Source organism: Balneolaceae bacterium (assembly GCA_034521495.1).
In the GTDB taxonomy this organism is placed as follows: Bacteria; Bacteroidota; Rhodothermia; order Balneolales; family Balneolaceae; genus Rhodohalobacter.
Genome location: JAXHMK010000008.1, coordinates 1 through 23,885, shown reverse-complemented (window position 1 = coordinate 23,885; position 23,885 = coordinate 1). Strand labels below are relative to the sequence as shown.

General features: G+C 40.8%; 27 protein-coding genes. 11 read left to right on the top strand and 16 right to left on the bottom strand.

Annotation, left to right across the window (positions count from 1 at the left end; all coding sequences use genetic code 11):
* Nucleotides 1–103: 103 nt before the first annotated feature.
* Together U5K72_04590 and U5K72_04585 are read left to right on the top strand one after the other, a co-directional pair.
* A complete protein-coding gene (locus U5K72_04590; protein ID MDZ7718085.1) occupies nt 104–307 on the top strand; it encodes a hypothetical protein in 204 nt (67 codons plus the stop codon).
* A gap of 148 nt (nt 308–455) precedes the next feature.
* Nucleotides 456–626 (top strand): hypothetical protein, encoded by a 171-nt coding sequence (locus tag U5K72_04585; GenBank protein MDZ7718084.1) that lies wholly within the window; start codon nt 456–458, stop codon nt 624–626.
* A gap of 709 nt (nt 627–1,335) precedes the next feature.
* On the opposite strand, the gene U5K72_04580 is transcribed toward U5K72_04585, so the two are convergent.
* Entirely contained in the window at nt 1,336–1,950 is a 615-nt protein-coding gene (locus U5K72_04580) for a hypothetical protein (protein ID MDZ7718083.1), read from the bottom strand.
* A gap of 246 nt (nt 1,951–2,196) precedes the next feature.
* Here U5K72_04580 and U5K72_04575 point away from each other — a divergent pair, with 246 nt between their 5' ends.
* The 3 genes from U5K72_04575 to U5K72_04565 all read left to right on the top strand — a co-directional run bounded on the left by U5K72_04575 (nt 2,197) and on the right by U5K72_04565 (nt 3,271).
* A complete protein-coding gene (locus tag U5K72_04575) occupies nt 2,197–2,439 on the top strand; it encodes an Arc family DNA-binding protein (protein ID MDZ7718082.1) in 243 nt (80 codons plus the stop codon).
* Nucleotides 2,436–2,837, top strand: a complete 402-nt coding sequence (locus tag U5K72_04570) for a type II toxin-antitoxin system VapC family toxin (GenBank protein ID MDZ7718081.1) — start codon at nt 2,436–2,438, stop codon at nt 2,835–2,837. The genes U5K72_04575 and U5K72_04570 overlap by 4 nt, the downstream gene beginning before the upstream one ends.
* A gap of 113 nt (nt 2,838–2,950) precedes the next feature.
* The gene (locus U5K72_04565) at nt 2,951–3,271 is read left to right on the top strand and encodes a four helix bundle protein (protein ID MDZ7718080.1); all 321 of its coding nucleotides are present in this window, start codon (nt 2,951–2,953) and stop codon (nt 3,269–3,271) included.
* 42 nt (nt 3,272–3,313) lie between these two features.
* On the opposite strand, the gene U5K72_04560 is transcribed toward U5K72_04565, so the two are convergent.
* On the bottom strand, nt 3,314–4,507 hold the full coding sequence (locus U5K72_04560) for a phosphoglycerate kinase (protein MDZ7718079.1): 1,194 nt from the start codon (nt 4,505–4,507) through the stop codon (nt 3,314–3,316).
* A gap of 292 nt (nt 4,508–4,799) precedes the next feature.
* Between U5K72_04560 and U5K72_04555 the strand changes: the two genes are divergently transcribed.
* The 5 genes from U5K72_04555 (at nt 4,800) to U5K72_04535 (ending at nt 8,394) form a co-directional block, all read left to right on the top strand.
* Nucleotides 4,800–5,960, top strand: a complete 1,161-nt coding sequence (locus tag U5K72_04555; GenBank protein ID MDZ7718078.1) for a cysteine desulfurase family protein — start codon at nt 4,800–4,802, stop codon at nt 5,958–5,960.
* A 77-nt stretch (nt 5,961–6,037) separates the two neighbouring features.
* Entirely contained in the window at nt 6,038–6,703 is a 666-nt protein-coding gene (locus tag U5K72_04550) for a hypothetical protein (protein ID MDZ7718077.1), read from the top strand.
* A gap of 320 nt (nt 6,704–7,023) precedes the next feature.
* Nucleotides 7,024–7,563 carry a TIGR00730 family Rossman fold protein gene (locus U5K72_04545; GenBank protein MDZ7718076.1) on the top strand — a complete coding sequence of 180 codons (540 nt, stop codon included), beginning with the start codon at nt 7,024–7,026 and terminating at the stop codon, nt 7,561–7,563.
* Nucleotides 7,564–7,601: 38 nt separating this feature from the next.
* Nucleotides 7,602–8,009 (top strand): DUF1499 domain-containing protein, encoded by a 408-nt coding sequence (locus U5K72_04540; GenBank protein MDZ7718075.1) that lies wholly within the window; start codon nt 7,602–7,604, stop codon nt 8,007–8,009.
* Between the two features lie 4 nt (nt 8,010–8,013).
* A complete protein-coding gene (locus U5K72_04535) occupies nt 8,014–8,394 on the top strand; it encodes a hypothetical protein (protein MDZ7718074.1) in 381 nt (126 codons plus the stop codon).
* 155 nt (nt 8,395–8,549) lie between these two features.
* Here the strand turns inward: U5K72_04535 and U5K72_04530 are convergent, their stop codons facing one another.
* Both U5K72_04530 and U5K72_04525 read right to left on the bottom strand, forming a co-directional pair.
* A complete protein-coding gene (locus tag U5K72_04530; protein MDZ7718073.1) occupies nt 8,550–8,852 on the bottom strand; it encodes a hypothetical protein in 303 nt (100 codons plus the stop codon).
* Between the two features lie 13 nt (nt 8,853–8,865).
* Nucleotides 8,866–10,431 (bottom strand): long-chain fatty acid--CoA ligase, encoded by a 1,566-nt coding sequence (locus U5K72_04525; GenBank protein ID MDZ7718072.1) that lies wholly within the window; start codon nt 10,429–10,431, stop codon nt 8,866–8,868.
* 151 nt (nt 10,432–10,582) lie between these two features.
* Between U5K72_04525 and U5K72_04520 the strand changes: the two genes are divergently transcribed.
* Nucleotides 10,583–11,095, top strand: a complete 513-nt coding sequence (locus tag U5K72_04520; GenBank protein MDZ7718071.1) for a Fur family transcriptional regulator — start codon at nt 10,583–10,585, stop codon at nt 11,093–11,095.
* Nucleotides 11,096–11,245: 150 nt separating this feature from the next.
* On the opposite strand, the gene purB is transcribed toward U5K72_04520, so the two are convergent.
* The 12 genes from purB to U5K72_04460 all read right to left on the bottom strand — a co-directional run.
* Entirely contained in the window at nt 11,246–12,538 is a 1,293-nt protein-coding gene (purB, locus tag U5K72_04515) for an adenylosuccinate lyase (protein MDZ7718070.1), read from the bottom strand.
* Nucleotides 12,539–12,545: 7 nt separating this feature from the next.
* Nucleotides 12,546–14,036, bottom strand: a complete 1,491-nt coding sequence (locus U5K72_04510; GenBank protein ID MDZ7718069.1) for a M48 family metalloprotease — start codon at nt 14,034–14,036, stop codon at nt 12,546–12,548.
* A 60-nt stretch (nt 14,037–14,096) separates the two neighbouring features.
* Nucleotides 14,097–15,977 (bottom strand): DUF2779 domain-containing protein, encoded by a 1,881-nt coding sequence (locus U5K72_04505; protein MDZ7718068.1) that lies wholly within the window; start codon nt 15,975–15,977, stop codon nt 14,097–14,099.
* Nucleotides 15,978–15,979: 2 nt separating this feature from the next.
* Nucleotides 15,980–17,017 (bottom strand): UDP-N-acetylmuramate dehydrogenase, encoded by a 1,038-nt coding sequence (gene murB, locus U5K72_04500; protein MDZ7718067.1) that lies wholly within the window; start codon nt 17,015–17,017, stop codon nt 15,980–15,982.
* A gap of 9 nt (nt 17,018–17,026) precedes the next feature.
* Nucleotides 17,027–18,421, bottom strand: a complete 1,395-nt coding sequence (locus tag U5K72_04495; GenBank protein ID MDZ7718066.1) for a hemolysin family protein — start codon at nt 18,419–18,421, stop codon at nt 17,027–17,029.
* Between the two features lie 274 nt (nt 18,422–18,695).
* A complete protein-coding gene (locus U5K72_04490) occupies nt 18,696–19,133 on the bottom strand; it encodes a single-stranded DNA-binding protein (GenBank protein MDZ7718065.1) in 438 nt (145 codons plus the stop codon).
* A 74-nt stretch (nt 19,134–19,207) separates the two neighbouring features.
* On the bottom strand, nt 19,208–19,954 hold the full coding sequence (locus U5K72_04485; GenBank protein ID MDZ7718064.1) for a 2,3,4,5-tetrahydropyridine-2,6-dicarboxylate N-succinyltransferase: 747 nt from the start codon (nt 19,952–19,954) through the stop codon (nt 19,208–19,210).
* Nucleotides 19,955–20,092: 138 nt separating this feature from the next.
* The gene (gene dapA / locus U5K72_04480) at nt 20,093–20,971 is read right to left on the bottom strand and encodes a 4-hydroxy-tetrahydrodipicolinate synthase (protein ID MDZ7718063.1); all 879 of its coding nucleotides are present in this window, start codon (nt 20,969–20,971) and stop codon (nt 20,093–20,095) included.
* Nucleotides 20,968–21,663 carry a dihydrodipicolinate reductase C-terminal domain-containing protein gene (locus U5K72_04475; protein MDZ7718062.1) on the bottom strand — a complete coding sequence of 232 codons (696 nt, stop codon included), beginning with the start codon at nt 21,661–21,663 and terminating at the stop codon, nt 20,968–20,970. The genes dapA and U5K72_04475 overlap by 4 nt, the downstream gene beginning before the upstream one ends.
* Nucleotides 21,663–23,012, bottom strand: coding sequence for a lysine-sensitive aspartokinase 3 (lysC, locus tag U5K72_04470; GenBank protein MDZ7718061.1), 1,350 nt, complete (start codon nt 23,010–23,012; stop codon nt 21,663–21,665). Before lysC ends, U5K72_04475 begins: the two co-directional genes overlap by 1 nt.
* A gap of 351 nt (nt 23,013–23,363) precedes the next feature.
* Complete coding sequence (locus tag U5K72_04465) at nt 23,364–23,654, bottom strand: type II toxin-antitoxin system RelE/ParE family toxin (protein MDZ7718060.1); 291 nt, start codon at nt 23,652–23,654, stop codon at nt 23,364–23,366.
* A partial coding sequence (locus U5K72_04460) for an addiction module protein (protein ID MDZ7718059.1) occupies nt 23,651–23,885 on the bottom strand: 235 nt, incomplete at its 5' end. The genes U5K72_04460 and U5K72_04465, both read right to left, overlap by 4 nt.

The following is a 23,885-nucleotide window of genomic DNA, read 5'->3' as shown; positions in this document are numbered from 1 at the left end:
TCGTTTTTGCGAGTAAACCATAAATGGAATATTCTACGACATGAAATGCGGCAAGTGATTTGTCGTGGAATTGTATGTTAGGCATTTCCTCAATACTTGAATTATGAAAGCAATAACAAAGATTGAATCTGCAAGAAGACATATCGATAGTGCCATTGAGCTTCACTTTTTTGGATATGATCCTATTGTAGTCCATACAATTGGTTCTGCTGCATTTAGAGTATTACGTGACTTAACTGAGATTAAAGGAGATTCGAGCTTCTATATATACGAAACATTTCTGATGAACACAAAAAGAAATTTTTAAAATATTTAATCAAGATTTCTACTTTTTTAAACATGCAGACAAAGATCCTGACGGTATTTTAGATGACTTTGACGATACAATTAATGATCAGCTACTTGCGTTGTGTTGTTTTCATTATGAAGGCTTGAAAAATGAACCAACAATATACATGAAGGTTTTTGTTTATTGGGTTGTCCTTATTGATGAAAATTGCCCCGTAATCAACGAGGAACAAATTGATTTAAAATCAAAACTTAGATTATTTAATCAGGAAAGAAGTGAGCAACTAAAAATCGGAGCCGAGCTTATTCAAAAAGCTGATAATCACGGCAATTTTTAAGATTGAATATAGGTGCTAATTTTTTTTTAACTTTATCAAAATCATATCCTTTCCTAACAACGATCAACTTGCAGTTATTTTCTTTCGATAATTTGGCTTTCCTTAAGTCCCTCTCTTTTTGCTCTTTAAAGCTCTTTTCACCGCCAAAAAATTCTACAGGTTCAAAATGTTGCTTCCCATGGTACTCGATAGCAATTCTTTCATTTGGAAAATATATATCGAAATGCTGACCATTTAGCCATTTCGGGGTGGCATGTTGAACGATTTTAAAGCTTGAAAAACTCTTTTTCCATTAATATAACTGCAGTTTCGTTAACTCCTACCTTCATCGCAGATTCATGGGGATTCCTTTCGTTTAACATCTAACCTCATTTTCCGCTTTTCTAAACATGTCTTCAAAAAAATTAGATAAAGCTTTATGGAGTATATTGGGAAAGTAGTCATTCTCTGATGAAACGTATAGATCAAAATTTTTAAACCAAGGTTCAGAAAAAAGAGGAAATCCTGTTTTCAATTCCCTTTACTCGATTCATTATTTATACAGTACTCTAATGTTGTAGTTTTCCAATCTTCAAACTCTTCATTAAGAGAAAAATATTTTTTTAAATCATCAAATTTATCGCCATTCAGAATAGGTTTTCTATACTTGTTTACCAATTGATATATAGGGTTATTACCATGTTCTTCAAAATAATTCTGAAGGATTTCATTAACAACACACTTCAACGGAAGTAAGATTTTTTATTCCATAATCAGTAAGTCCCAAATAGTTTTTACCAAAGCTTGCAATGATGATATTTGCACTTAATGGTTTGGGAGAAATTTGCTTTAAATATCTCCAAGTTTCACGCAAACCATGATTTCGCTTTCTGGTTTTTTGAAACTCCCAGCTTTTTTCGAAATCTCCAAGTATTTCACAGAGATCTCTGGATATGATTTTATAATAGTCCTCATTTCGCCAAAGGTTAAAGACTACCTTATTTTCATATTTCTCTTTGAAATCTGAAATTATTTGTAGCCCTACTTCTAACTCTGATTTTTCAACAGCCTCTTTTAGTTTGGTTGCTAAATCATGTTGGTGCTTAAACCATTCTACAGGATTAAATGGTTGATTCAGATCATTTTGATATTTGACAAACCAATATGCAAACCTACTAAATGCTTCTACAAACCTTTTTTCAGAGCCATAAAGTTGAACGAAGTGGTTCCATGTTTCATCATTAAGATTAGTGTAGATAGCATGTAAATAATCTTGTTCTTGCTCTGTATAAATAAATCCGATTTCCTTGAAAGTTTTCCAATTAGGTAGTTTCTTCTTTGTCATTCCAGTACTTTTGAGAAATTATTGGGGCAATAACTTAAGAAAAAAATGCCTAAAAACGGTTTCAACGCGGAATTGGCCGCTGTTTGCCAGTTCAAAATTTGTTGGCTAAAAGTAATTCCCAGTTCTAACTACATTACCTGTCAATAAGGCCAAGCCGGTTAAACCGCAGGTCGTTATGCCTCTTTAGTTGTAATAATCGCCTTTTTTTTATAGTTTTATTTTGTAACTAAATTAAATTCATTCGTCATGGCTACAAATATTACAATCCGGGACATCCCCGATGAAGTGTATGCAAAAATTAAAAAACAGGCCGAACTACATCACCGAAGTATTAACAGTGAAGTGATTGTCTATTTGAAAAAGTTAGTCCAAAGTAATCGCCGGGATCCTGATCAGGTTATAACCCGTGCCAAAAAACTTAAACAAAAAGCGAAAGGCACACTCTCTATGGATGAAATTCAACAAACCATTGATCAAGGGCGTCCATGATTGTGGTCGATACGAATGTGATTGCCGGCATGTGGGTACCCAACGATATGGATGAATGGGTTTATAAGGTACTTAAGAAAGATGATGATTGGATTGCCCCTCTTCTCTGGCGATCTGAATTTAGAAATGTATTATCGATATATCTCCGGAAGGAAATTTTAGAATTCTCGGTGGTCTTGCAGGCAACAGAAGAAGCCGAACAGCTAATGGATGCCAATGAATTCGAAGTAAACTCAACACAGGTTATGAGTCTTGTTGCAGATTCTTCATGTTCGGCATATGATTGTGAATTTGTAGCATTAGCTGACGATTTAAATGTGCCATTAGTAACATTTGACAAAAAGATTCTCCGTGAATTTCCTGCCATCGCTATCCATCCTGAAGAATTTGCTCTATAAACCAGTACAAGCGATATGGTAAGCAAATCAAATGGATTTATACGCTATCTGCTCGTTGATTATTGTTTTAGTTGTTTTAAAATTTGATCTATCAGCTTTCATACAATTAAGCGATGGAGATTTTTAAAATATCTAAAGCATTTCCGAAAGAAAAACAGTACGCTCTCACTTCTCAAATTCGAAAAAGTTCAAGGTCAGTGGCTGCTAATCTTGCAGAAGCCTTCAGAAAAAGAAGATATAAAAAAGCATTTATCGCAAAATTGTCGGATTCGGAAGGAGAAGCAGCCGAAACTCAAACCTGGCTTGATTTTGCCCGGGACTGCAATTATATCACTTCAGAAACCTGCGTAGAACTAAACCAAAAATATGAACATGTTCTTGGAATGATTGTCAACATGGTTCAATCGGCCGATCAATGGACGATTGGGGAGTAATTCACCCACTCTCCCCATCACCCTATCACCCACTCACAAAAATCACTTATCCGTCAAATAAGCCACACCCGGCAACTCCTTCCCTTCAAGGTATTCGAGGCTTGCACCACCACCGGTTGATACGTGAGAAACTTCATCCTCAAGTCCGGCCATGCGGATTGCCGAGGCTGAATCTCCACCGCCAATGATGGATATCGCTCCGTCTTTTGTAGCTGCGGCAAGAGCTTTGGCAACCTCAATTGTACCATCGGCAAAGTTCGACATTTCGAACACGCCCATCGGGCCGTTCCAAACAATCGTTTTTGCTTGTTTGATGGTATTTCCAAATGCAATCGCCGTTTCGGGACCGATATCGAGGGCCATCCAGCCGTCTTCAATTCCATCTTCACCGACTACTTTATACTCGGCATCGTTGTTGAAATCTTTGGCTACAACTGAATCGATCGGAAGCATGACATTAGCTCCGGTTGCTTCAGCTTTTTCGAGCAGCTCTTTCGCCAGATCTACTTTGTCTTCTTCAACCAAAGAATTTCCAATTGGCAGGCCTTTCGCTTTGTAAAAAGTGTAGGTCATTCCGCCGCCGATTAAGATGCTGTCTACTTTGCCAAGCAGGTTTTCAATCACCCCAATTTTATCAGAAACTTTGGCTCCTCCAAGAATGGCTACAAACGGTCGTTCCGGTTTTTCCACACTCTCTTCAAGATATTTAATCTCCTTCTCAAGCAAGAATCCGGAAACGGATGGCTGCAAGTATTCCGTAACACCGGCAACAGAAGCATGCGCACGGTGACTGCTGCCAAACGCATCATTCACAAAAAGATCCGCACCTTCAGCAAGCTGTTTGGTAAATTCAGAATCATTTGCTTTTTCACCGGCATGGAATCGCACATTTTCGAGGAGAACAATTTCACCTTCACTTGCATTGTCAACAACTTCTCTGCGGACATCACCAATACAATCTGTCGCAAAATGCACAGGTACATCTACCAATGTTGCGAGGTGATCTGCCACGGGTTTTAAACTAAATTCAGGATCAGGTGAGCCGCCCGGTCGTCCAAGGTGACTTGTTAAAATCAATTTTGCACCCGCATCAACCACAAAATTGATCGATTTCAGCGCTTGCACAATTCGGTTATCATCAGAGATCTCTCCATCTTTAATGGGTACATTAAAATCAACTCTCATGAGGACCGTTTTGCCCTTCAGGTCCACATCGTTTAGTGTTAGTTTAGCCATTCTGGTATTTGTTTAATTTCGTATTTAATTTAATGAAAAATACAGGTTTAAATACTCTAAAAGAAAGTTTTTTGTGCGCTTTTTAAACTCCCTCGGCTGCCAAATCCACTTTGGCAAATTCGTAGTGGTCCAAGTTGCAAACTTGTACCAGTTTGGGTGCCGAATACATGGTGTAGGAAACTGTGATTCGCCAATCGAAAAAACCAATCGACAGGTGAAGAGTATTTGCACCTGTATTTGAAGTTCATTTTGGATATTTTTCGGATTGATATTAATGCCAAAAATCAAGGAAATGGACTCTATCTATTTTGATCACGCTGCTACAACCCCAATTGAAGACCGGGTATTGGAAGCGATGATGCCTTTTCTGAAAGAAAATTATGGGAATGCGAACTCTGCTCACCAGTTGGGACGCACTTCCAAAGTAGCGATTGAAGATGCCCGGGAAAATATTGCAAAGATGCTCAACGCAGAACCATCGGAAATTATCTTCACCAGTGGCGGAACGGAAAGTGATAATGCCGCCATAAAAGGTATGATTGCCGGAACAGGCAAGAAAGAGATTATCACCTCCCCGATTGAACATCACGCGGTTCTGCATCCGGTGGAAGCTCTTGAAAATGAAGATGTGAGTGTCAAATATCTAAAGCCGAGCGAGACAGGGATTATCACGGCGGAACAAGTTTCTGAAGCCATTTCTGATAAAACTGCAATCGTTAGCTTGATGCACGTGAATAACGAAATTGGCTCCATCAACCCTATCAAAGAGATTGCCGCGGTGTGCCGTGAAAAGGGTGTTCCATTCCATTCCGATACCGTTCAAAGCATTGGAAAAATTCCGGTGGATGTGAAAGAACTTGGAATGGATGCACTGAGTATCAGCGCGCACAAAATTTATGGTCCGAAAGGTGTTGGCGTGCTTTATGTGAAAAATGGCGCTCCATGGGAGCCCTGGCTACAAGGCGGTTCACAGGAAAGGGAACGACGAGGGGGTACTTCGAATGTGCCGGGAATTGTGGGACTTTCCAAAGCGATGGAAATTGCATTGGATGAGCTCGAAGAAAATGCAAGCCACTTTCTTTCCCTCCGCGAGTTTGCCATTCAACAGCTTGAAGAAAGATTTGGCGAACGGTTTTATATCAACGGACCGAAAACCGGTGGTGCCCCGCATGTGCTGAATGTTGCATTTTTATCCCCGGATCAAAAAGGACTGGATGGAGAAATGTTACTCCTGAACCTGGATATTGAGGGAATTTGCGTATCCAACGGATCGGCCTGTACCTCTGGAGCCACGGAACCTTCGCACGTTTTAAGCGGCATTGGATTGAGCCAGGAGCGTTGTAATTCGAGTATTCGCATCAGTTTTGGAAAGCACAACACGAAAAAAGAGATAAAATATTTAGCTGAAAAGCTCGAAGGAATTTTGGACCGGATGTTGGCAATGGCCGGTTGATTTAGCTATTATCACTTGAGTCACTGATAGGTTTTTCGGGGACATTACGCATTTATTATAAATCATAAAAAACTACTATGGGAAAGAAAATTGCACTTGGATGTTTGGGAGTTGGATTGGTACTGCTCATCGGCGGAGGCCTTTTAACCTACAATTATATCTATAAACCGGTGGTGGGCAGTGTAAATTCATTGAAGGAAATTCACCAGACAAACAACCAGATACAGGATCAGTCTGCGTACGAAGCTCCCGCAGATAATGCCATGACTGAAGAACAGGTCAAACGTTTTGTATCCGTTCAAAAACAGATACAAAGTGGAGTTGAGGATCGTCTGAATGAATTTCAACAGAAATACGAAGAACTTGAACAGGAACTTCAGAACCAAAACCAGGAACCCGGCATTACCGATATTATGAATGCCTGGGGGGATATTATTGATCTCTATTCTGATGCTAAACAGATACAGGTGGAAGCCCTGAATGAGCACGATTTCTCTTTGCAGGAATATCGATTTGTCCAGCAATCATTTTATAGCGCACTGGGCATGGAACTGTTTTCTTATAACATCGACGAAATAGCCGAAACTGCCAGCGAAGGAAACTTTAACAACATAAACCTGGAACAGTTTGAACAAAAGCAGTCGGAGATGGAGCAACAGGTACCTGAAATTAATCGTGAATTAGTTTCACAATATGCCGATTCTGCAGAAAATTGGATGGTATTTTCCTGGTGGGGGTTATAGATCGTTTTTGCATCAAACATTGTATTCATTCCTATTGTTGTGTCAACAATAACGTGTCATGTAGATGAGACTTCCGAAGTCTTTCAGAACAAGATGAATACTTCCTTTATTGTAACGAGGAGTTAACTTTAGCAACGGTTCGGGAGACTTCGGAAGTCTATGATGATCTGTCATTCCAGCATTGACAAGACACTATTCTCTAAATTAAAGTTCAGAACGTCACTTCGAGCGCAACGGAGTGAAGTCGAGAAGTTCTTGGTACCACATGAGATCTCGTCTACGCTTCGCTGCGCTCGATCTGACGAATACTTTTTCAAAATATGAATATTTGCGTTTACTGCGGTTCCTCGACGGGTAATAACAAAGCGATTGAAGAACAAGCTATTTTATTAGGAGAGCTGATGTGCCAGAAAGGTCATAACCTTGTTTACGGAGGAGCTTCCCGTGGCATTATGGGGGTACTGGCTGATTCGGTGATGCAAAACGGCGGTGAAGTGGTTGGTGTAATTCCGAAAAATTTATTCAAAGATGAGATTGCTCACCAGGGAATTTCCAAACTCATTACCGTAGATGGAATGCATCAGCGTAAATCAATTATGGCCGACCGTGCCGATGCATTTCTTGCACTTCCGGGTGGTTTCGGAACCCTCGAAGAGCTGTTTGAAATTATCACATGGAATCAAATTGGACTTATTGATAAACCGGTTGTGGTTTACAACTTTAACGGTTACTTCAATTCGCTTATTAAGATGATTGACCATGCCGTGGATACCGGATTTATCAATCCGGAAAACAGAAATATTTTACAAATAGCCGAAACGCTTGAGGATTGTTTGGAGTTTTGTGAATCAGTGAATTGAACATTTAATTTATCTTTAGATAACTAACTGGTTTTTCTTTGATACGATCCATCATCACCTACTTTTATGGTTCAACGCCGGACGATTTTAACCAAGCCGTTGAGAATTCGCCCTTTAAAGAATGTCCCGATTCGCCAAATTGCACCTATCACGCCGTAAAGATCGATAAGGAAGCAACAGGGTTATTTGAGCTTGTTCATTCCGTGATGCGTAACATATCACCATACAGAATGGACGCCGATTCAAAATCTCTTCAAATAGATGCTGTATTTCGAATTCCTGTATTTGGATTTAAAGATGATTTGAGAATCATTATCAAAGCGGATGAAACGGGTGGCAGTATTTTATACGTAAAAAGTTCAAGCCGAATCGGTGAAAGTGATTTAGGTGTAAACAGGCGGCGGATTCAACAAATACTATCAACAATCCATCAACAAATTTTATAAAATTATGAGCATACCGAAAATGTCTATCAACATTGGAATTTTGCTAATACTGCTGGGAATTCTTTCCTATATCCTCACCGATTTTGTCAGCATTACGGCATTGATCCCCGCTTTTTTTGGAATTGTATTCGCCGGACTTGGCTTCTGGGGCAATAGCAGTGAGTCGATGCGAAAACATACAATGCACGCCGCTTTATTATTAGCACTCCTGGGCTTGGGAGGTTCCTTTAGCGGATTAATAACTTTGATCGGAGCTATTTCAGGAACCATGCCGGAACGAATGGCTGCCGCAGTAAGCCAGTCCATTATGGCTGTCATTTGCATCATCTTCTTGATTGCGGGAATCAAATCTTTTGTGGATGCGAGGAAAGCACGGAAAGAGTAGAGCTAAATTCTCCCCTTGAGGGAGAGACAAAGTTTTTCAACAAGGTATTTAAAAATTCAGAAGGGTGTTCTCATGAATTGAAGTAACACCTCCCGTCCAAATTCTGAAAAGCCCAGAATTTGCCCACCCTCCTCAAGGAGGGATTTTTTTTAGTGTTAAACATCCTCAGCAAAAATATCCTCAATCAGGTGGCCGTATTTGTCTTCAATAATACGCCGCTTCACTTTAAGTGTGGGGGTAAGTTCTCCGGTTTCAACTGTAAATTCATTTGGAACCAATCGGAAATCCCGGATTTTCTCATGCGAGGCCAGCTTTTTTGAGAACTCCCGGATCTCTTTGTTGTAAATATTTTGAATAGACTCTTTTTGCAGAAGTTCTTCAATTTCAGAGTATTCAACATTTTCCTGTTTGGCGTGTTTCTCAAGTGCTTCAAAATCAGGAACAATGAGAGCCGCCATAAACGCTTTTTTCTCACCAACCACAACTAACTGATCGATCCACGGGACTGGTTTTAAACATATCTTCTATCGGCCCGGGATAGATATTCTTTCCTCCGGCATTTACAATCATATGTTTAATCCTGTCTGTAATTTTGAGCCGTCCATCTACAAACCGTCCCACATCACCGGTATGCAGCCAGCCGTCGTCATCAATCATCTCCCGTGTAGCTTCCTCGTTTTTCCAGTAACCTTTCATGGTATTCGGTCCCCGATTTAAAATTTCGCCGGCCTCAGAGGTTATATCTGTCGGATAATCTTCACCACTCACCTGGGCAAGAATCCGGTTGTCTTCCAGGCTTTGAATTCCAACTGTAACTCCATTAATAACCTGCCCTACTGTACCAATTACTTCATCTCCATATGGATTACAACACATTACAGGCGAGGTTTCTGTTAACCCATATCCTTCAATAATGTTCAGGCCTGCAGCCATAAAGAAAATACCTATTTCAGACGGAAGCGCTGCCCCTCCCGACACAAAAAACCGGATTCGTCCACCAGTGCGTTCTTTCAGTTTATCGAATACAAGTTTATCGGCAATTTTCTTCTGGATCGTTGTTAACCCACGTTTGCCATCCCAGTATTTTTCGCCAACATTCATTGCCCATGAAAAGATCGATTGCTGGATGGCACTGCCCTCTTTCACATTTTTGTTCACCAGGTTATAAATTTTCTCAAACAACCTCGGTACACTAACTACAATTGTGGGGTGAACCTCCGTCATATTCCGGGCAACTGTATCCACACTTTCGGCATAGTAGATTTCGGCACCGCCTGCAATCATTGCATAGTAACCGGCGGTTCGTTCAAAGGAGTGGCAAAGCGGTAAAAATGAAAGGCATCGATCACTGTCGTTAATATTGATAGCTTCGTGAGCGGATTTTACATTGCTGACTATATTGCGATGGGTAAGCATAGCTCCTTTCGGCTGGCCGGTTGTACCAGAGGTATAGATCAGGGTTGCAACATCCTCAGGTTTTACACTTTTTACCCGTTTTTTCAGTTTATCCTGAACTTTTGTTTCTGCTTTCATGCCCGCTGCACAAATGGTATCAAACAATTTTACATGATTGCCCGCGAGGTATTTCTTTACTTTTGGCTCGTCAAACGCAATAATTGATTCCAAATCGGGGCAATTATCAAAAACCTTTACTGCCTTTTTTAGTTGAATACCTGTTGAAACGAAGAATATTTTTGCCTCCGAATCTTTTAAAATAAATTCGCACTGATTTGGAGGAAGAGTTGTATACAGGGATACATTGATAGCACCAATCATCTGAATTGCCAAATCTACCACCATCCACTCGTACCTGTTTTCACTGAGGATGGCCACCCTCTCATCTTTTTCAACTCCTTTGTCCAGCAGATAACTTGCAACTGCCGTTACATCTTGCTTTACTGTATCCCATGTTACTGTTTTATATTCTTCATTTGGAGATGGTTTATAAGCAAAAGCCGTTTTATCAGAATTTTCGTATTTTTTTGTGAGATTTAAAAACAGATCAGTCAAAGTCTCAAAAGCAACGAGTGTAGGCATATTATTCAGATTCGTTTATATGGTAGATTTTAAATAAGATAAAATTTTCGAGGTTTTTTAATATACTGTTGTAAACGTAAGTAATTTTTTTTGTAAGAACATTCAAGTAATTTCGTTCGGTTTCTAAAGTTTCATTTTAATATCGTATTTCATGGCACACCACGCACAAGAAGAAACCATACAATTGGTCAAACAGATTTTCAGAACCTATCTAAAGGAACGAAATCAACGACAAACACCAGAACGGTTTATGGTTTTGGAGGAGATTTATCGCTCAGACGGACATTTCGATGCCGATGATATTTTCTTCAATATGAAGAATGCCGGTACACGAGTATCACGTGCCACAGTTTATAATACGCTTGACCTCCTTATTGAGTGCGGACTCGTACAGCGGCAACAGTTTGGAAAAAATCAATACTACTACGAACGATCTTATGCCTATCAGCAGCACGATCATATAATTTGTAAAGAGTGCGGTGTGGTGATTGAATTTTGCGACCCCCGGATTCTTGAGATTCAAAACCTGATGGAAAAAATCCATGACTTTGAAGTTGAGGGGCACACCCTACACCTATTTGGGCGGTGCAAAGACCGCGAAGCTTGCAAAAAACGACAAGAGAGCGGCGATAAGATTAAATCAATGAAAGAGAAAAAGGAATAATTTTTCTACCATAAAAGAACGAAAACACATTTTAAGGTCATGCTGAACTCGATTCAGCATCTCCAAACTTAAATTAGAAAAGGAGATTCTGAATCAAGTTCAGAATGACTCTCACTTCGTACTTTTCGTGTTTTTCTTTTTTCGTGGCTATCACAAACCAGCTCTTTCAAAAATTTCGTCCACTCTTTTTGTGTGATAGTTGAGATCGAACGCATCGTCAATTTCTTCTGAGGAGAGATTTTCCCGAATGGTAGAATCAGCTTCAACCAGTTCACGAAATGCTCGTTTTTCTTCCCACGCTTTCATTGCCAGCGGCTGAACGGTATCGTATGCGTGTTCCCGTGAAAGTCCTTTCTCAACCAACATTAAAAGCAGTCTTTGAGAGAATACCAGGCCATGTGTTTTCTGCATGTTTTCTTTCATGTTATCGGGGTATACCATCAGCTTTTCAATCACACCTGAGAAGCGGTGAAGCATGTAGTCCAGCAAAATAGTTGCATCCGGAAGAATAATTCGTTCTACAGAAGAGTGAGAAATATCTCTCTCATGCCAAAGCGGAATATTTTCGTAGGATGACATCATATAACCCCGAAGCACTCTCGAACAACCGGAAATATTTTCAGAACTGATTGGGTTCCGTTTATGCGGCATGGCCGATGATCCTTTCTGTCCCTTGCTGAAAAACTCTTCAGCCTCTCTGAGTTCTGTTCGCTGCAGATGACGAATCTCAACAGCTATCTTTTCAAGGGTTGATCCGATCACAGCCAGAGTTGCCAGGTAGTAGGCATGCCTATCTCTCTGCAAAGTTTGGGTTGATACAGGCGCCGGTTGAATTCCAAGTCGTTCACATGTCAGTGCTTCCACTTTTGGAGGTATGTGGGCAAAGGTTCCAACCGCGCCGGATAATTTTCCAAACTCTACATCTTTCGCGGCTCGTTCAAACCGCTCAACATTTCGCTGCATTTCTGCATACCATAAGGCACATTTCAAGCCAAATGTTGTGGGTTCAGCGTGAACGCCGTGAGTTCGGCCCATCATCACCGTTAATTTATGTTCTTCTGCTTTTTCAGCAAGAGCTTTACAAAACCGGTCCAGTCCTTTCTTTAATATCTCATTAGCCTGTTTGAGCCGATACCCGTTGGCTGTATCTACAACATCCGTTGATGTCAGTCCGTAATGAACCCATTTCTTCTCATCCCCGAGTGATTCTGAAACTGTTCGAGTGAAAGCGACAACATCGTGCCGGGTTTCCTTCTCAATTTCTTTGATTCTGTCGACTTCGAACGTTGCTTTCTCGTAAAGTTTGTCAACATCTTTGGAGGGAATTTTTCCCATCTTACTCCACGCCCAGCAGGCGGCAAGTTCTACATCCAGCCATGCCTGGAATTGGTTTTGTTCCGTCCAAATGTTGGCCATTTCTTCTCGGGAATATCTGTCTATCATTGAAAAATTATTGAATTGGAATTTTAATGGTTGTGCCGGCTTCAATCATCTCGTCCAGTTGAACCTGGTTCAGAATGGCAATCTCTTCGGGTTGAATATCCATAGGTAAAGAGCCTGGAAGAAGGTCTCTAAATCGTGTTCTCCTGTCTACAGAAATGATCTTAAGCCGCACAGGATTGATATTTAAAATTTGCTGATCTGTAAGGCGATCAAACTCAGTGGTTGTTTCTTTAAAATCAGGTTCAAAAGTTGAATATTGATCCACTGAGGAGTAATTAATAAATCTATAAATATTGCCCTCATACTCTACAGCATACACGTGAACACCCAAATCTTGTTGTTCGCCTTGTGCTGTAGTTGTAGCTGCATAAGCATCCCATCGTCCGCTGCTTCTTGTGGATTGCTGTGACTCTGCCTGGAGTTCATTTGAAGACAAAAAATTCTGAACAGACTTTTGCGGATTGGAAGCCTCAGAATCAATTTGAAAAATCATCACCGCATTCTGCTCGGGACTCACCAATGCTACCTGCTGAGCCTGGTTAATCACCTGCCAGTTTTCGGGAACAGGAAATTGAAACTCTAAATCCGGGTGGTAAAACAGACCGTCTTCGGTAAATCCATGCCGCGGGTTATTTCCATAAATAATTCCGTCAATATAGTTCATGTATTCTTCAGCATCATAAATGGTTTGCTCGTATCCCTGCTCTGCCCAGTTTTGGGCTTTTCGCGGAATCGTTTTTTCCCGTTCTCCGGGATCGGGATGCGAGGAGAGAAATGTAGGCAGCGATTGGTTTGCGTTTTCAGATATTCGTTTCAAACTGGTAAAAAATTCCGCCCCTTCGGCAGCAGCATACCCGGTTTTGGCTGCATACTCAACACCCAGTTCATCCGATTCCCGTTCGTTATCTCGGCTATAGCTCAAATACAATAACTGGGCAGCCTGACTGCTCAAGGCCAATAGATTTTCTCCGGATAACCCTAAGAACTCCTGGCCCAAAATAGCTCCGCCTACGGCAACCACCTGTCCAATTGTCTGTGTGAGTCCTCTTTGTGAGGCGTGCCTTGCTGCTACATGGCCAATCTCGTGCCCGATTACCACAGAAAACTGGGCCTCATTTTCAAGGTGCGCCATCAAACCGCGGGTTACATATACATATCCACCGGGCAGCGCAAAAGCATTCACAACCGGGCTGTCCAAAACTCTGAATGTAAATTCCGTATCTCTGTATTTGGCGGGGGTATCTTCACGCCTCATGTGGCTGTTTGCCAGAATATCCTGGCTGAGGCTCTCCACGTATTGGCTCAGTTCATCGTCCTGGTAGAGACCATATTGGGCGATAATCTGTTTATCAACATCTTGTCCAATTTGAATTTCTTCCTCCCATGTATAAGCATAGGCCCGCTTATTTCCACTTACAGGACTTTTTTGAACTGTACAGGAATTTGTGAATATAAATATTGAAAAAAATATCAGCAGATAGGACAGAACTGTACGCATATCCAATAAATTAAATTTTGATTAAAAGGTAAGAGTTTCCTGCAATTATAACGACTATTTCTATTGAAACAGGATATAATCTTCATCACCCATTACTTTTGTAAACTGTTTGATATGTTTGAAAATTACGAAGAGTGCATAGGAATCAAGAGTACAATATTTTTTTAGAATTCCCGGTAAAACTTCTTTCTCATCCTCCGACATTAAGCCGTTTTTGAATGAAAGCCAGGCATTCATTGCATCTGATCCATCATTAATTGAAAAATTTGAGTTCTGATAATTTTTATATGGATCTAAATTTTTTTTGTGCTGATCTCTTGTCTCGCCGTATAAAATTTCATTCATCGTATCATCTAAGAAATCAGTTAATTCCGAAGCTTGTTCCCACTGAAGTATACTTTTTAACACCTGTTTCAAACCAAGACTGTCATTTAAATATTCATTGAAATAATAATCTCGAATAATTCTGCTCACATCAAAAAACCGATGCTCATACTTCTGCGGCTTGGGTCGTCGGATTTTCTCAAGAATTTCCAGTTCATCCTGGTACCTGATATCCTCCCGCCCTAAATCCGCTATCAACCGATTAACGCCCTGCTTTTCAAAGGGTGAATACTGCATAATTGTTCCTTCACAGATGCCGGGAACCTTTCCCAGCTGTTGAACAAATTCTGCATGTGGGTGGGTATCCCACGCTTGCATATCCAACCACTCTGTATGAATCAACTCCCCGTTTTCCCGAAGTGTATGGCATGAAAACTGAAAATACGCCGGTGTGTAAGGTCGCGTTTCTTTTTTCATGGGCAGAGCATATGTAGCTGCTTCAAAGTCCAGGAAATGTAAAGGATATGCCAGATCGTCTATTAATTTTATTCTCTGCTTTAACCATAAACTTGGAATCTCCCGATCTCTGGCTTTTAGAATCTGCAAATTTCTGCGATTTAAAATAGTGATTGTGGGAGTATTCTTATCTGTCAAATCCTTCAGGGAGTCAAAACTTCTGGAAAATTCTGCCTCCTCCTGGTAATACGTACCATTTTCTGATTCTGCTCTGTTACCCTGTCCAATAAGTTCAAAAATATGTTTTTCAGGATGTTGAATATTTTCTGTCGGAAAAAACTGACTCCAGCATCCTTCAGCACCCTTATCTCCCGGCAATCTAAAATCACAATATTTGCAGCTCCTGTGCCGATCAATTTTTGGTTGTTCTGTGGAATCTTCCCTTAGCAATTCTATTTTTTGAATTGCTTCTGATACCGATTTACCATGGAATATTTGATAGGACTGTTCTGAGGGGATCTGTTCACTCACATGTTTCACAGCATCTGTGGCCCGAACTTTTCTAAAAAGCTCATTAAGCTGCTTTTCTATTCTTTCAGAACCAGAAAGTGATGGCTGATCGAACAGGTGAAGGTTCCCTGCAGAAGATTTGAAATGCTTATCCGGAAAATAGAAATGAATATCAATCTCACTTTCAGGGAAGTTTCTTCTCAACACCTCCAGCCGATATGCTGCTTTCAAAAGGTATCGAATAATACTTCTTTTTTTGATACCCGGTTTTATCTCATCTCCTTCAGATCGTTTCCGCAATTTTCCATGAACCTGGATAATTGTCAGCTTTTCATCCTCTTTCACCAGGATTGGAATTCTGGTTAACAATAAATTATGCTGGATAACTGCACCACAGATCGATACATGATCTCTCTTCAGCCAGGTTTTCGTCTCATTGGCAGCATCTTTCGTGGAGTTTGAGGTTTGCCTGTTATTTTCAAACCGGTTGGCAATTGCATCCCTTATATGCAACTTATTTCGCTGCCGAAAATATAGTTTTGAAGAATCCCGATTCAGGCAGTTGTTTGTAATGTGGGTAAACTTCAACGGACAGGATACAGTATTCAGAAAAAGATCGTCATTTATCACAATGGTTTCTTTCTCAGGCATAGTTACTCTACAACATTTACTTCAGGTACTAATTCAATACCGAACTTTTCTTGTACCGATTCACATATCATTTTGGAAAATTTGAAGATTTCTGAACCGCTTGCACTCCCATGATTTACAATGACAAGTGCCTGATTTTTATAGGTTCCAACATCACCAATTCGCTTTCCTTTCCACCCGGTTTTTTCAATAAGCCATGCTGCCGGAATTTTAACCTGATTGTGATTGAGCTTGTAAAACGGTATCTCCTCGTACCTCTCCTGAAGTACCTTAAAGTCTTTTGCATTCATAATCGGGTTTTTAAAAAAACTGCCCGCATTACCAATTAAATTTGGATCGGGAAGCTTCGATCTCCGTATTTCAATAACCGTATCATAAATATCCCGGATAGATGGATTGGAAATCTTCTTATCAGATAAACAGGATTGAAGTGAGTTGTAACTATCTTCAATGGTATGATTTTTTGTTGATAGACGCAGTGTTACACCGGTAACCACGATTTTACCCTTTAAATCTTGTTTAAATACACTATCACGATATCCGAATTTGCAATCGTGCTTATAAAATGTCTTGAAACTACCCTCTTGCATATCAAACAGTTCCAGTGAATCGAACACATTTTCCAACTCCACGCCGTAAGCACCAATATTCTGAATGGGTGCAGCTCCAACGGTACCGGGAATAAGCGCAAGGTTTTCAGTTCCTCCATAATTATTTTCCACCGCCCATGTAACAAACTCATGCCAGTTCTCACCGGCTCCAACATTTATCTTTACAAATTCAGAACCCTCCCCGAGAATCTCTTTTCCCCGGATCGAAATTTTCATTATTGGTTGAGAGGGATCATCAAGAAATAGAATATTACTGCCACCGCCGAGAACAAACGGTTGTTTATCCTCAAAAAAACCACTCTTATATAGTTCCTGAAGTTGATTCTTCGAGGTAATATCCACAAACTCTGTTGCTACTGCAGAAATGGAAAGGGTATTATAAGGTGATAGATCGACGTTTGTTTTAATTTCCGGAATATCTCTGTTCAAAGTGGTGAATTAAGTCTTTTGATTTCTGACGGATGTCGGCGGCTTCACTCTCAATTTTCGTACACGATTGTTTTTTACAGAATGGACGGTTAACTCAAGATTTTTATAAGTTACGCGTTCTCCTACGTTTGGAATTCGCTCTGTAAGGTGATATACCAGCCCTCCGAGTGTTTCAAATTCATCGTCATCTGCAGAGATGGAAGTTCCAAGAATTTCGTCAAGGTCATCCAGGTCTACCTTTGCATCAAAAATATAGATTCCGTTTTTAAACTTCGTGTAAAGCTTCTCTTCCTCCTCATCATATTCATCTCCGATATCTCCTACAATCTCTTCAAGAATATCATCGAGCGTAACGATACCTTCGGTTCCGCCATATTCATCCACAACGATGGCGATGTGCGTTTTTTCATGCTGAAAATCCCGCAGCAGATCATCCAGTTTTTTGGTAGCGGGAATAAAGAGGGCTTTTCGTGCAATTGTCTTCCAGTTGATTCCACTTTTTTCCAAATTTGTATTGATGTATGGCAATACATCTTTTGAGTAGATCACACCGAGAATGGTATCAAGATCATTTTCATAAAGTGGCATCCTGGAAAGTCCCTTTTCCTGGATCAGGGTAATCACCTCCGGCAAAGTCAATTCCACATTTACAGCCACAATATTCACTCGTGAGGTCATAATTTCGCGAACAGTTGTATTACCAAACTCAATTACATTCTCAATAATCTCTCGTTCATCCCCTTTGAGAGATCCCTCCTTCTCACCCATCTCCGCCATAGTTTTCAGGTCTTGTGCGGTCATTCTGTTATCAGGTTTGGGGAGATTTTTTTCGAGACTTAACGTACTGTTTGCTATTAATTTAGAAATGGGAGTAAACAGGATAAAATTGAAATAAATAAAGCCACTCATATTCCGGGAAACCCTCAACGGATTATTAATGGCAATGACCTTAGGAGTGATTTCGCTCAAAATCAAAATCATAAATGTGAGCACAAAAATCTGGATCGTATAGATCACAAATGTTGAAAGATCATATGCAACAGCAATTTTTCCTGCCAAAACTGCCGCCAATACAGAACTTACAATATTGGCAAATGTATTACCTATCAAGATGGTGGCCAACAACCGGCGCGGCTTATTTAGCATAGTCAGAATCCGGCTATCGGTGTTTGAATGCAATCCAGAATCGTGAAGATCTTCCAACTGATTTACCAACGAAAAGAAAGCCACTTCTGAGCCTGAATACAATGCGCTTAAAAATAAGCCAACAATCATGACTCCCACTTCCATAGCTATTTCACCAAACTGCAGCGTTCCAACCTGTTCAGCGGCGATCAAAAATGCAGCGGAGAGCACGAGAAAAAACCTGAAATTATGACTCGGAGGTTCGTCTAAAGATTCCAATAATAATTTTGTTGGTTGAAAGATAAAGCTTGTTAAAAATCGTTACCTACATATCATATTTATTTGCGACTTCATTCATCCTGCATATTCGCTGTCTCAAAAGGAATGCCTCGAGCACACTCAAACTGACAAAATATTAAGCACAGCGGAGCAATCTGCCCCAAACAATCCATGGTGTTGAAATATATCAGACTTATTTAAAGTCTGTTAAATATGAATAAAAAAAGGTGACGATGAAAGCCATCGCCACCTGTAAATGTACAAAACTTCTGTTTTAAAATGGGAGATCGTCATCCATATCATCGAATGAATCATCGATTTCTGCGGTTGGCGAACTATTTTTTGGCTTTGCAGGTGCTCCGCCTCCACCCATTTTATCTCCACGGCTGTCGAGCATCTGCATGTTCAGTGCTTTAATCTCGGTTGTGTATTTTTTCTGACCTTCTTTGTCTTCCCACTGGCGTGTTTGAATCGGGCCTTCGAAATAGGCTAACGACCCTTTTTTAAGATACTCCTGGCATATTTCTGCAAGACGTCCCCATGCTACAATTCTGTGCCATTCAGTACTTTCCTGCTGCTCACCGTTTCGGTCTTTGTAACGTTCGGTCGTAGCAACACTTAACGTTGCAACTGCCGTATTCGACTGTGTATAACGTACTTCGGGATCGGCTCCAAGCCTGCCAATTATCATTGCTTTATTTAATGAACTCATAATAAGTAGTTTTTTATTTTTGTTATTGTTCTACTTGTAAGAACCAAAATTTTACGATCCCTTACAGATTTTTTTTATCGAAGGGCATCTTCGAGCACTAAGGAGGCATCGCTGCCCTCATCTCTGTACTTAATAATAATGGGGCAAGAAACAGATAATTTGGTTTCAATTCCCCAATCTGTATTAATGGGTCGGCTACCCGGCACAACCACTGCACCTTCGGGAATAGCTGCTCCTTTTCCAAGAACAGTTTCGTTCACGCTGTCGTACACAGGAACGGATTTTGAGAGGGTTACGCCCGGCGCAATAACGGCCCCTTTCTTCACAAGAACTCCCTCTACAATTACCGATCCGGCCCCGATAAAGCAATCATCTTCAATCACAACAGGACTCAAACCAACCGGTTCTAAAACACCGCCGATCTGCACTCCGGCTGACAAATGTACATTTTTCCCGATCTGTGCACATGATCCTACCAGCGCATGGCTGTCAATCATAGAACCGGAATCTACATATGCACCGATGTTTACATACGCAGGCGGCATAATAATCACACCTTCCGCAACAAACGCTCCTCTGCGAACGGATGACCCGCCGGGAACCAGGCGAACGCCATCTTCGGCATTAAATATTCGGGGCGGCAGATTCTCTTTATCAACAAATCCATCGTAGATTCCCCCGTAGTTTACATTTTTACCGGCTTTAAATGCTTCAAGAATCGCCTCTTTCACTTCTACATTCGCTTCCCATCCATCGGCTGCGGGATTGGCAGCGCGAACGGTTCCTTCTTCCAGTTGATCTAATATTTTTTCCCAGCTCATACGGTGTTTCTTAGTTTAAAATTTATTTGTTAATACTGTGAAAGACCTGGCAGAGTGCCGGCGAATTTTCGGTTCCTGCCAGAGTCTGCCAATCAACTCTGTCAGGACCTATCGGACTCTGACAGGTTGATTTCTATTTCATTTATTCAGTTGATACCAGTTAGTAATCGCTTCATCAGAAGCACGCAGATGCTTGGTCGATGACAGCTCTTCATCCGTTAGCGGAGAACGCAGAACCGATGTTTCTATAAATCCTTTTTCTTTCATCAATACTTTCAACGGAATAGGATTAGACGCCGAGAACAGGGCTTTCACAGCATCCGTCCAGATCGGGAAGAGTGAAGCGGTTTGACCTTTCAAACATTTCTCAACATAGAGTTTCGTCTCTTTTGGCCAAATATTTGATGCAACCGACACAAGTCCGCTTCCGCCTGCTGTTGCAAAAAATGGCATAAGTCCGTCATCGCCACTAAAAAGAGGAATTGAAGGCACAGCTTTTCTAAACTCCTGGAACTCGGCAATACTTCCGCTGGCTTCTTTTACCGCCCACAGATTTGAATGGTGTTTAAGCTCTTGCAATACTTCCGGGTACAATTTCACTCCGGTCCTCGAAGGAATATTATAAATCATACACGGTTTATCTGCTGTATCCATCAGAGTCTTGAACCAGTGAATTTGTCCTTTCAATCCCGGTTTGGAATAAAGTGGATTTACCAGCAGAAAAGATTCAATATCTTTCCCATTACAGTATGAAATCCAGTCTGTTTGGGTTTTAAGATTAAATCCGCCAACCCCCACCATAATTGGTACTGTATTGTTACGGTTGGATACAAAATCAACAATCTCTTTCTTTTCATCATCCGAAAGTGCCAGGCCTTCACCCGTACTCCCAAGAACAAGAATTCCGTTTCCGGCTTCCTCCTGTCGGGAAATTATATCCTCCAGATTTTTAAAATGAATACTCCCATCATGATTCATGGGAGTGATAAGTGCTGTCCAAAGTTGAATATCAGTCATAACAGTTCTTTATATGCACGATCAAAAAGTTCTGAAAACGGATACACACCCGGTTCTATCTCCGGATGATCAAGTATATAATTTGCCGTCCAAATAGCACCTTCTGCAAAAATAGACCGGTCGTGAGCTTCATGTTTTAAATAGATCGATTCACCCTGCGTTTTTAAGTGTAATTCATGAACCCCCTTAACATCCCCCTGGCGGTCTGATGAGATTGACGCATCCTTTCCGAGCCAATCTCTCCATGATAATGCTGTGCCACTGGGAGCATCCTGTTTGTGAACGTGGTGGATTTCGTGAATATGAAACTTCGGCTTATCCAGGAATTCTGATCCCTTTCCCAAAATATCGAGTGATTTCCGAACCAGGTTCATTCCCAAACTAAAATTTGAGCCAATAATCCAGCGATTTCCAGCGTCCTTTACCTGTTCAGGAAGTTCTTCAGGCCATTGGTATCCTGTGGTTCCCCAAATTGCAGGAATATCGGTTTCAAGCAAGATCTCAATAATCTCATCCGCTGCTGCACCAGGCACAAAAATAATGGCACAGTCTGCTCCTTTTAATTTTTCAGGTGTGGGTTTATTGAATTCATCAAAAGGAATAGCTGATGTTCCAAGCTGTTCAGCTACAGTACCGCCTGTTTTACCGGTGCCAATAACGGCATATTTTCTATTTTGGTTTGATTGGGTCATTATTTTATAAATCGTTTATGTAATATGCGTACAACGTCTTCGGCCTCATCTTCTGCAACCAAAAAGCAGAGATTATGAGAACTGGCACCGTGGCATATCAAATGAATGTTTGTTTCCTGAAGAGATCCAAAAACCGGACCGCTGAGACCAGCCGTTGCATCCAGGTTATTACCTACAAGTGCAATCAATGATAGATCCTTCACAATTTCTACTTCGCTAAACTCTTGTAGTTGCTCCAGAACTTCCGTGTCCATCACCGGGTGATCCGGTTTATTTACATCTGTATCGAGAGTAAGTGCTACACTAACCTCACTTGTGGTTACCAGGTCCACACTAATTTTGTGCTCAGCCAGAACCTGAAACAGTTTTGCAAGAAAACCATAACGGTGAAGCATATCAAGGCTGTGGACTTTCAAAAGAGTCTGATTTCGGCGAAGGCTAATAGCCCTGATGACCGGTTTGTCTTTCGTATCCCGGACAATCCACGTACCCGGTTTTTCGGGGTGGATACTGGATCCTACATAAACCCGAATATTTTTTCGGATAGCCGGAACCATCGTGGCCGGATGCAATACTTTTGCACCAAAAACGGAGAGCTCGGCCGCTTCATCAAAACTAATCTCTGTTATGGGCCTCGCATCAGAAACAATCCGGGGATCGGTTGTATAGATAGCTGTTACATCGGTCCAAATTTCAAGAACGTCTGAATCTATAGCCTCAGCAAAAAGTGCGGCAGAATAATCACTTCCACCACGGCCAAGTGTGGTTGTATGTCCATTTGGCTCCGATCCTATAAAGCCTTGTGTTACAACGCGGGCATCCACTAAAACAGATTGCAACGTCGCTGATGAGGCTTTTGCAATTTCCGGGATATCCGGTTCCGCACTTCCAAAGTGATTATCTGTTTTGATCACTTTTCTCGCATCAAACCATTTTACATTACTTCCGGATTCCTTCTTCAAAACCTCGGTAAAGATTTTAGACGACAAACGCTCACCAAAGGAGAGAATCTCGTCGCGCAGCATTGGAGTCATAATTTGTTTGCGCGAAGTAATTGACTCCAGGTCCTCTGCCAGGGATTCCACATCTTCTACAAGCGAGTCAGGATTTCCCAAATCTGCACAAATGGAGAGATGTTTTTTCCTGATATCGGAGACAATCTTGCTCCGGGCATCAACCGATTTTTCAATGGTTAACTCCGTGAGAAGATTCGTTGTCCCCGACGTGGCGCTAACCACAATAATTTTTTTGTCCGGATCTGACGATACGATTGACGCACACCGTTTCATGGCTGTAAGATCTGCCATACTGGTGCCGCCAAACTTTGCAACTTTTACTAAATCTGGCATTGTTTTATTCAAATAAAATTGAGCATGGAAAATAACGAAATTTTAAGCCCTTTGGCAGGATTGTTTTACAGGAATTTTATAGGTGCCAATATTGGGTTTAAGAAAAGCCGCTAAAATCTCTTTTCGAGGTTATGGATGAGATTCTTTTAATGAAGATAAGACAGGATTTGTTGTACATCTCAAAAGGAATAATCTGATTGCTCTGCAAACATTGATCATTCCCTTTTTTACTTAAATTTAAAATTGAGTAAAGTTTATTTAATGACCTGGCAGCTAAGCAGCGAGACTACCAACTTTCCAAAGCCCCGAACCGCAAATTCGTGTGCTTGAACCACTGGTTATACCCACAGTTTATGTTCGGGATTTCCAGTAACCTGGTTTTCGTCTTAAATCCATCACTGCGAAAATTACAATTTGACTAACTTCAACAGAATAAATTATTCCATAAGGAAAGCGAGAAACCAAGAATCTTCTTTCAGAATTCGTGATTTTAGTCCCCGATGCTGGTTGTTGTTCAATGACATCCAACACTTTTTCTACTTCATCAACAAAATTATCACCAAGGCCAACTACCTGTTCTTCGTAATATTCAGCCGTTTTAAAAAATTCTTTTCGGGCTTCCGAATGAAATCTAATAGTCACTTTTGAAGACGTTTTCTTGCTTCATTTAAGACATTCGATGCAGAATGAAGGGAAGCTTTTCCCAATTTAAGTGACTCTTTTCTCTTTTGGACTTCATCAATCCACGCTTGCTCAACTTCAGGATCAATTTTGCCATGAATGCTTTGCAGTAATTTGTCAGCCAGACGTGCTTTATCCTTTTTGTTCAGATTCAGGGCTGAATTTTCAATCTCTTTTAAATCGTTGATCATA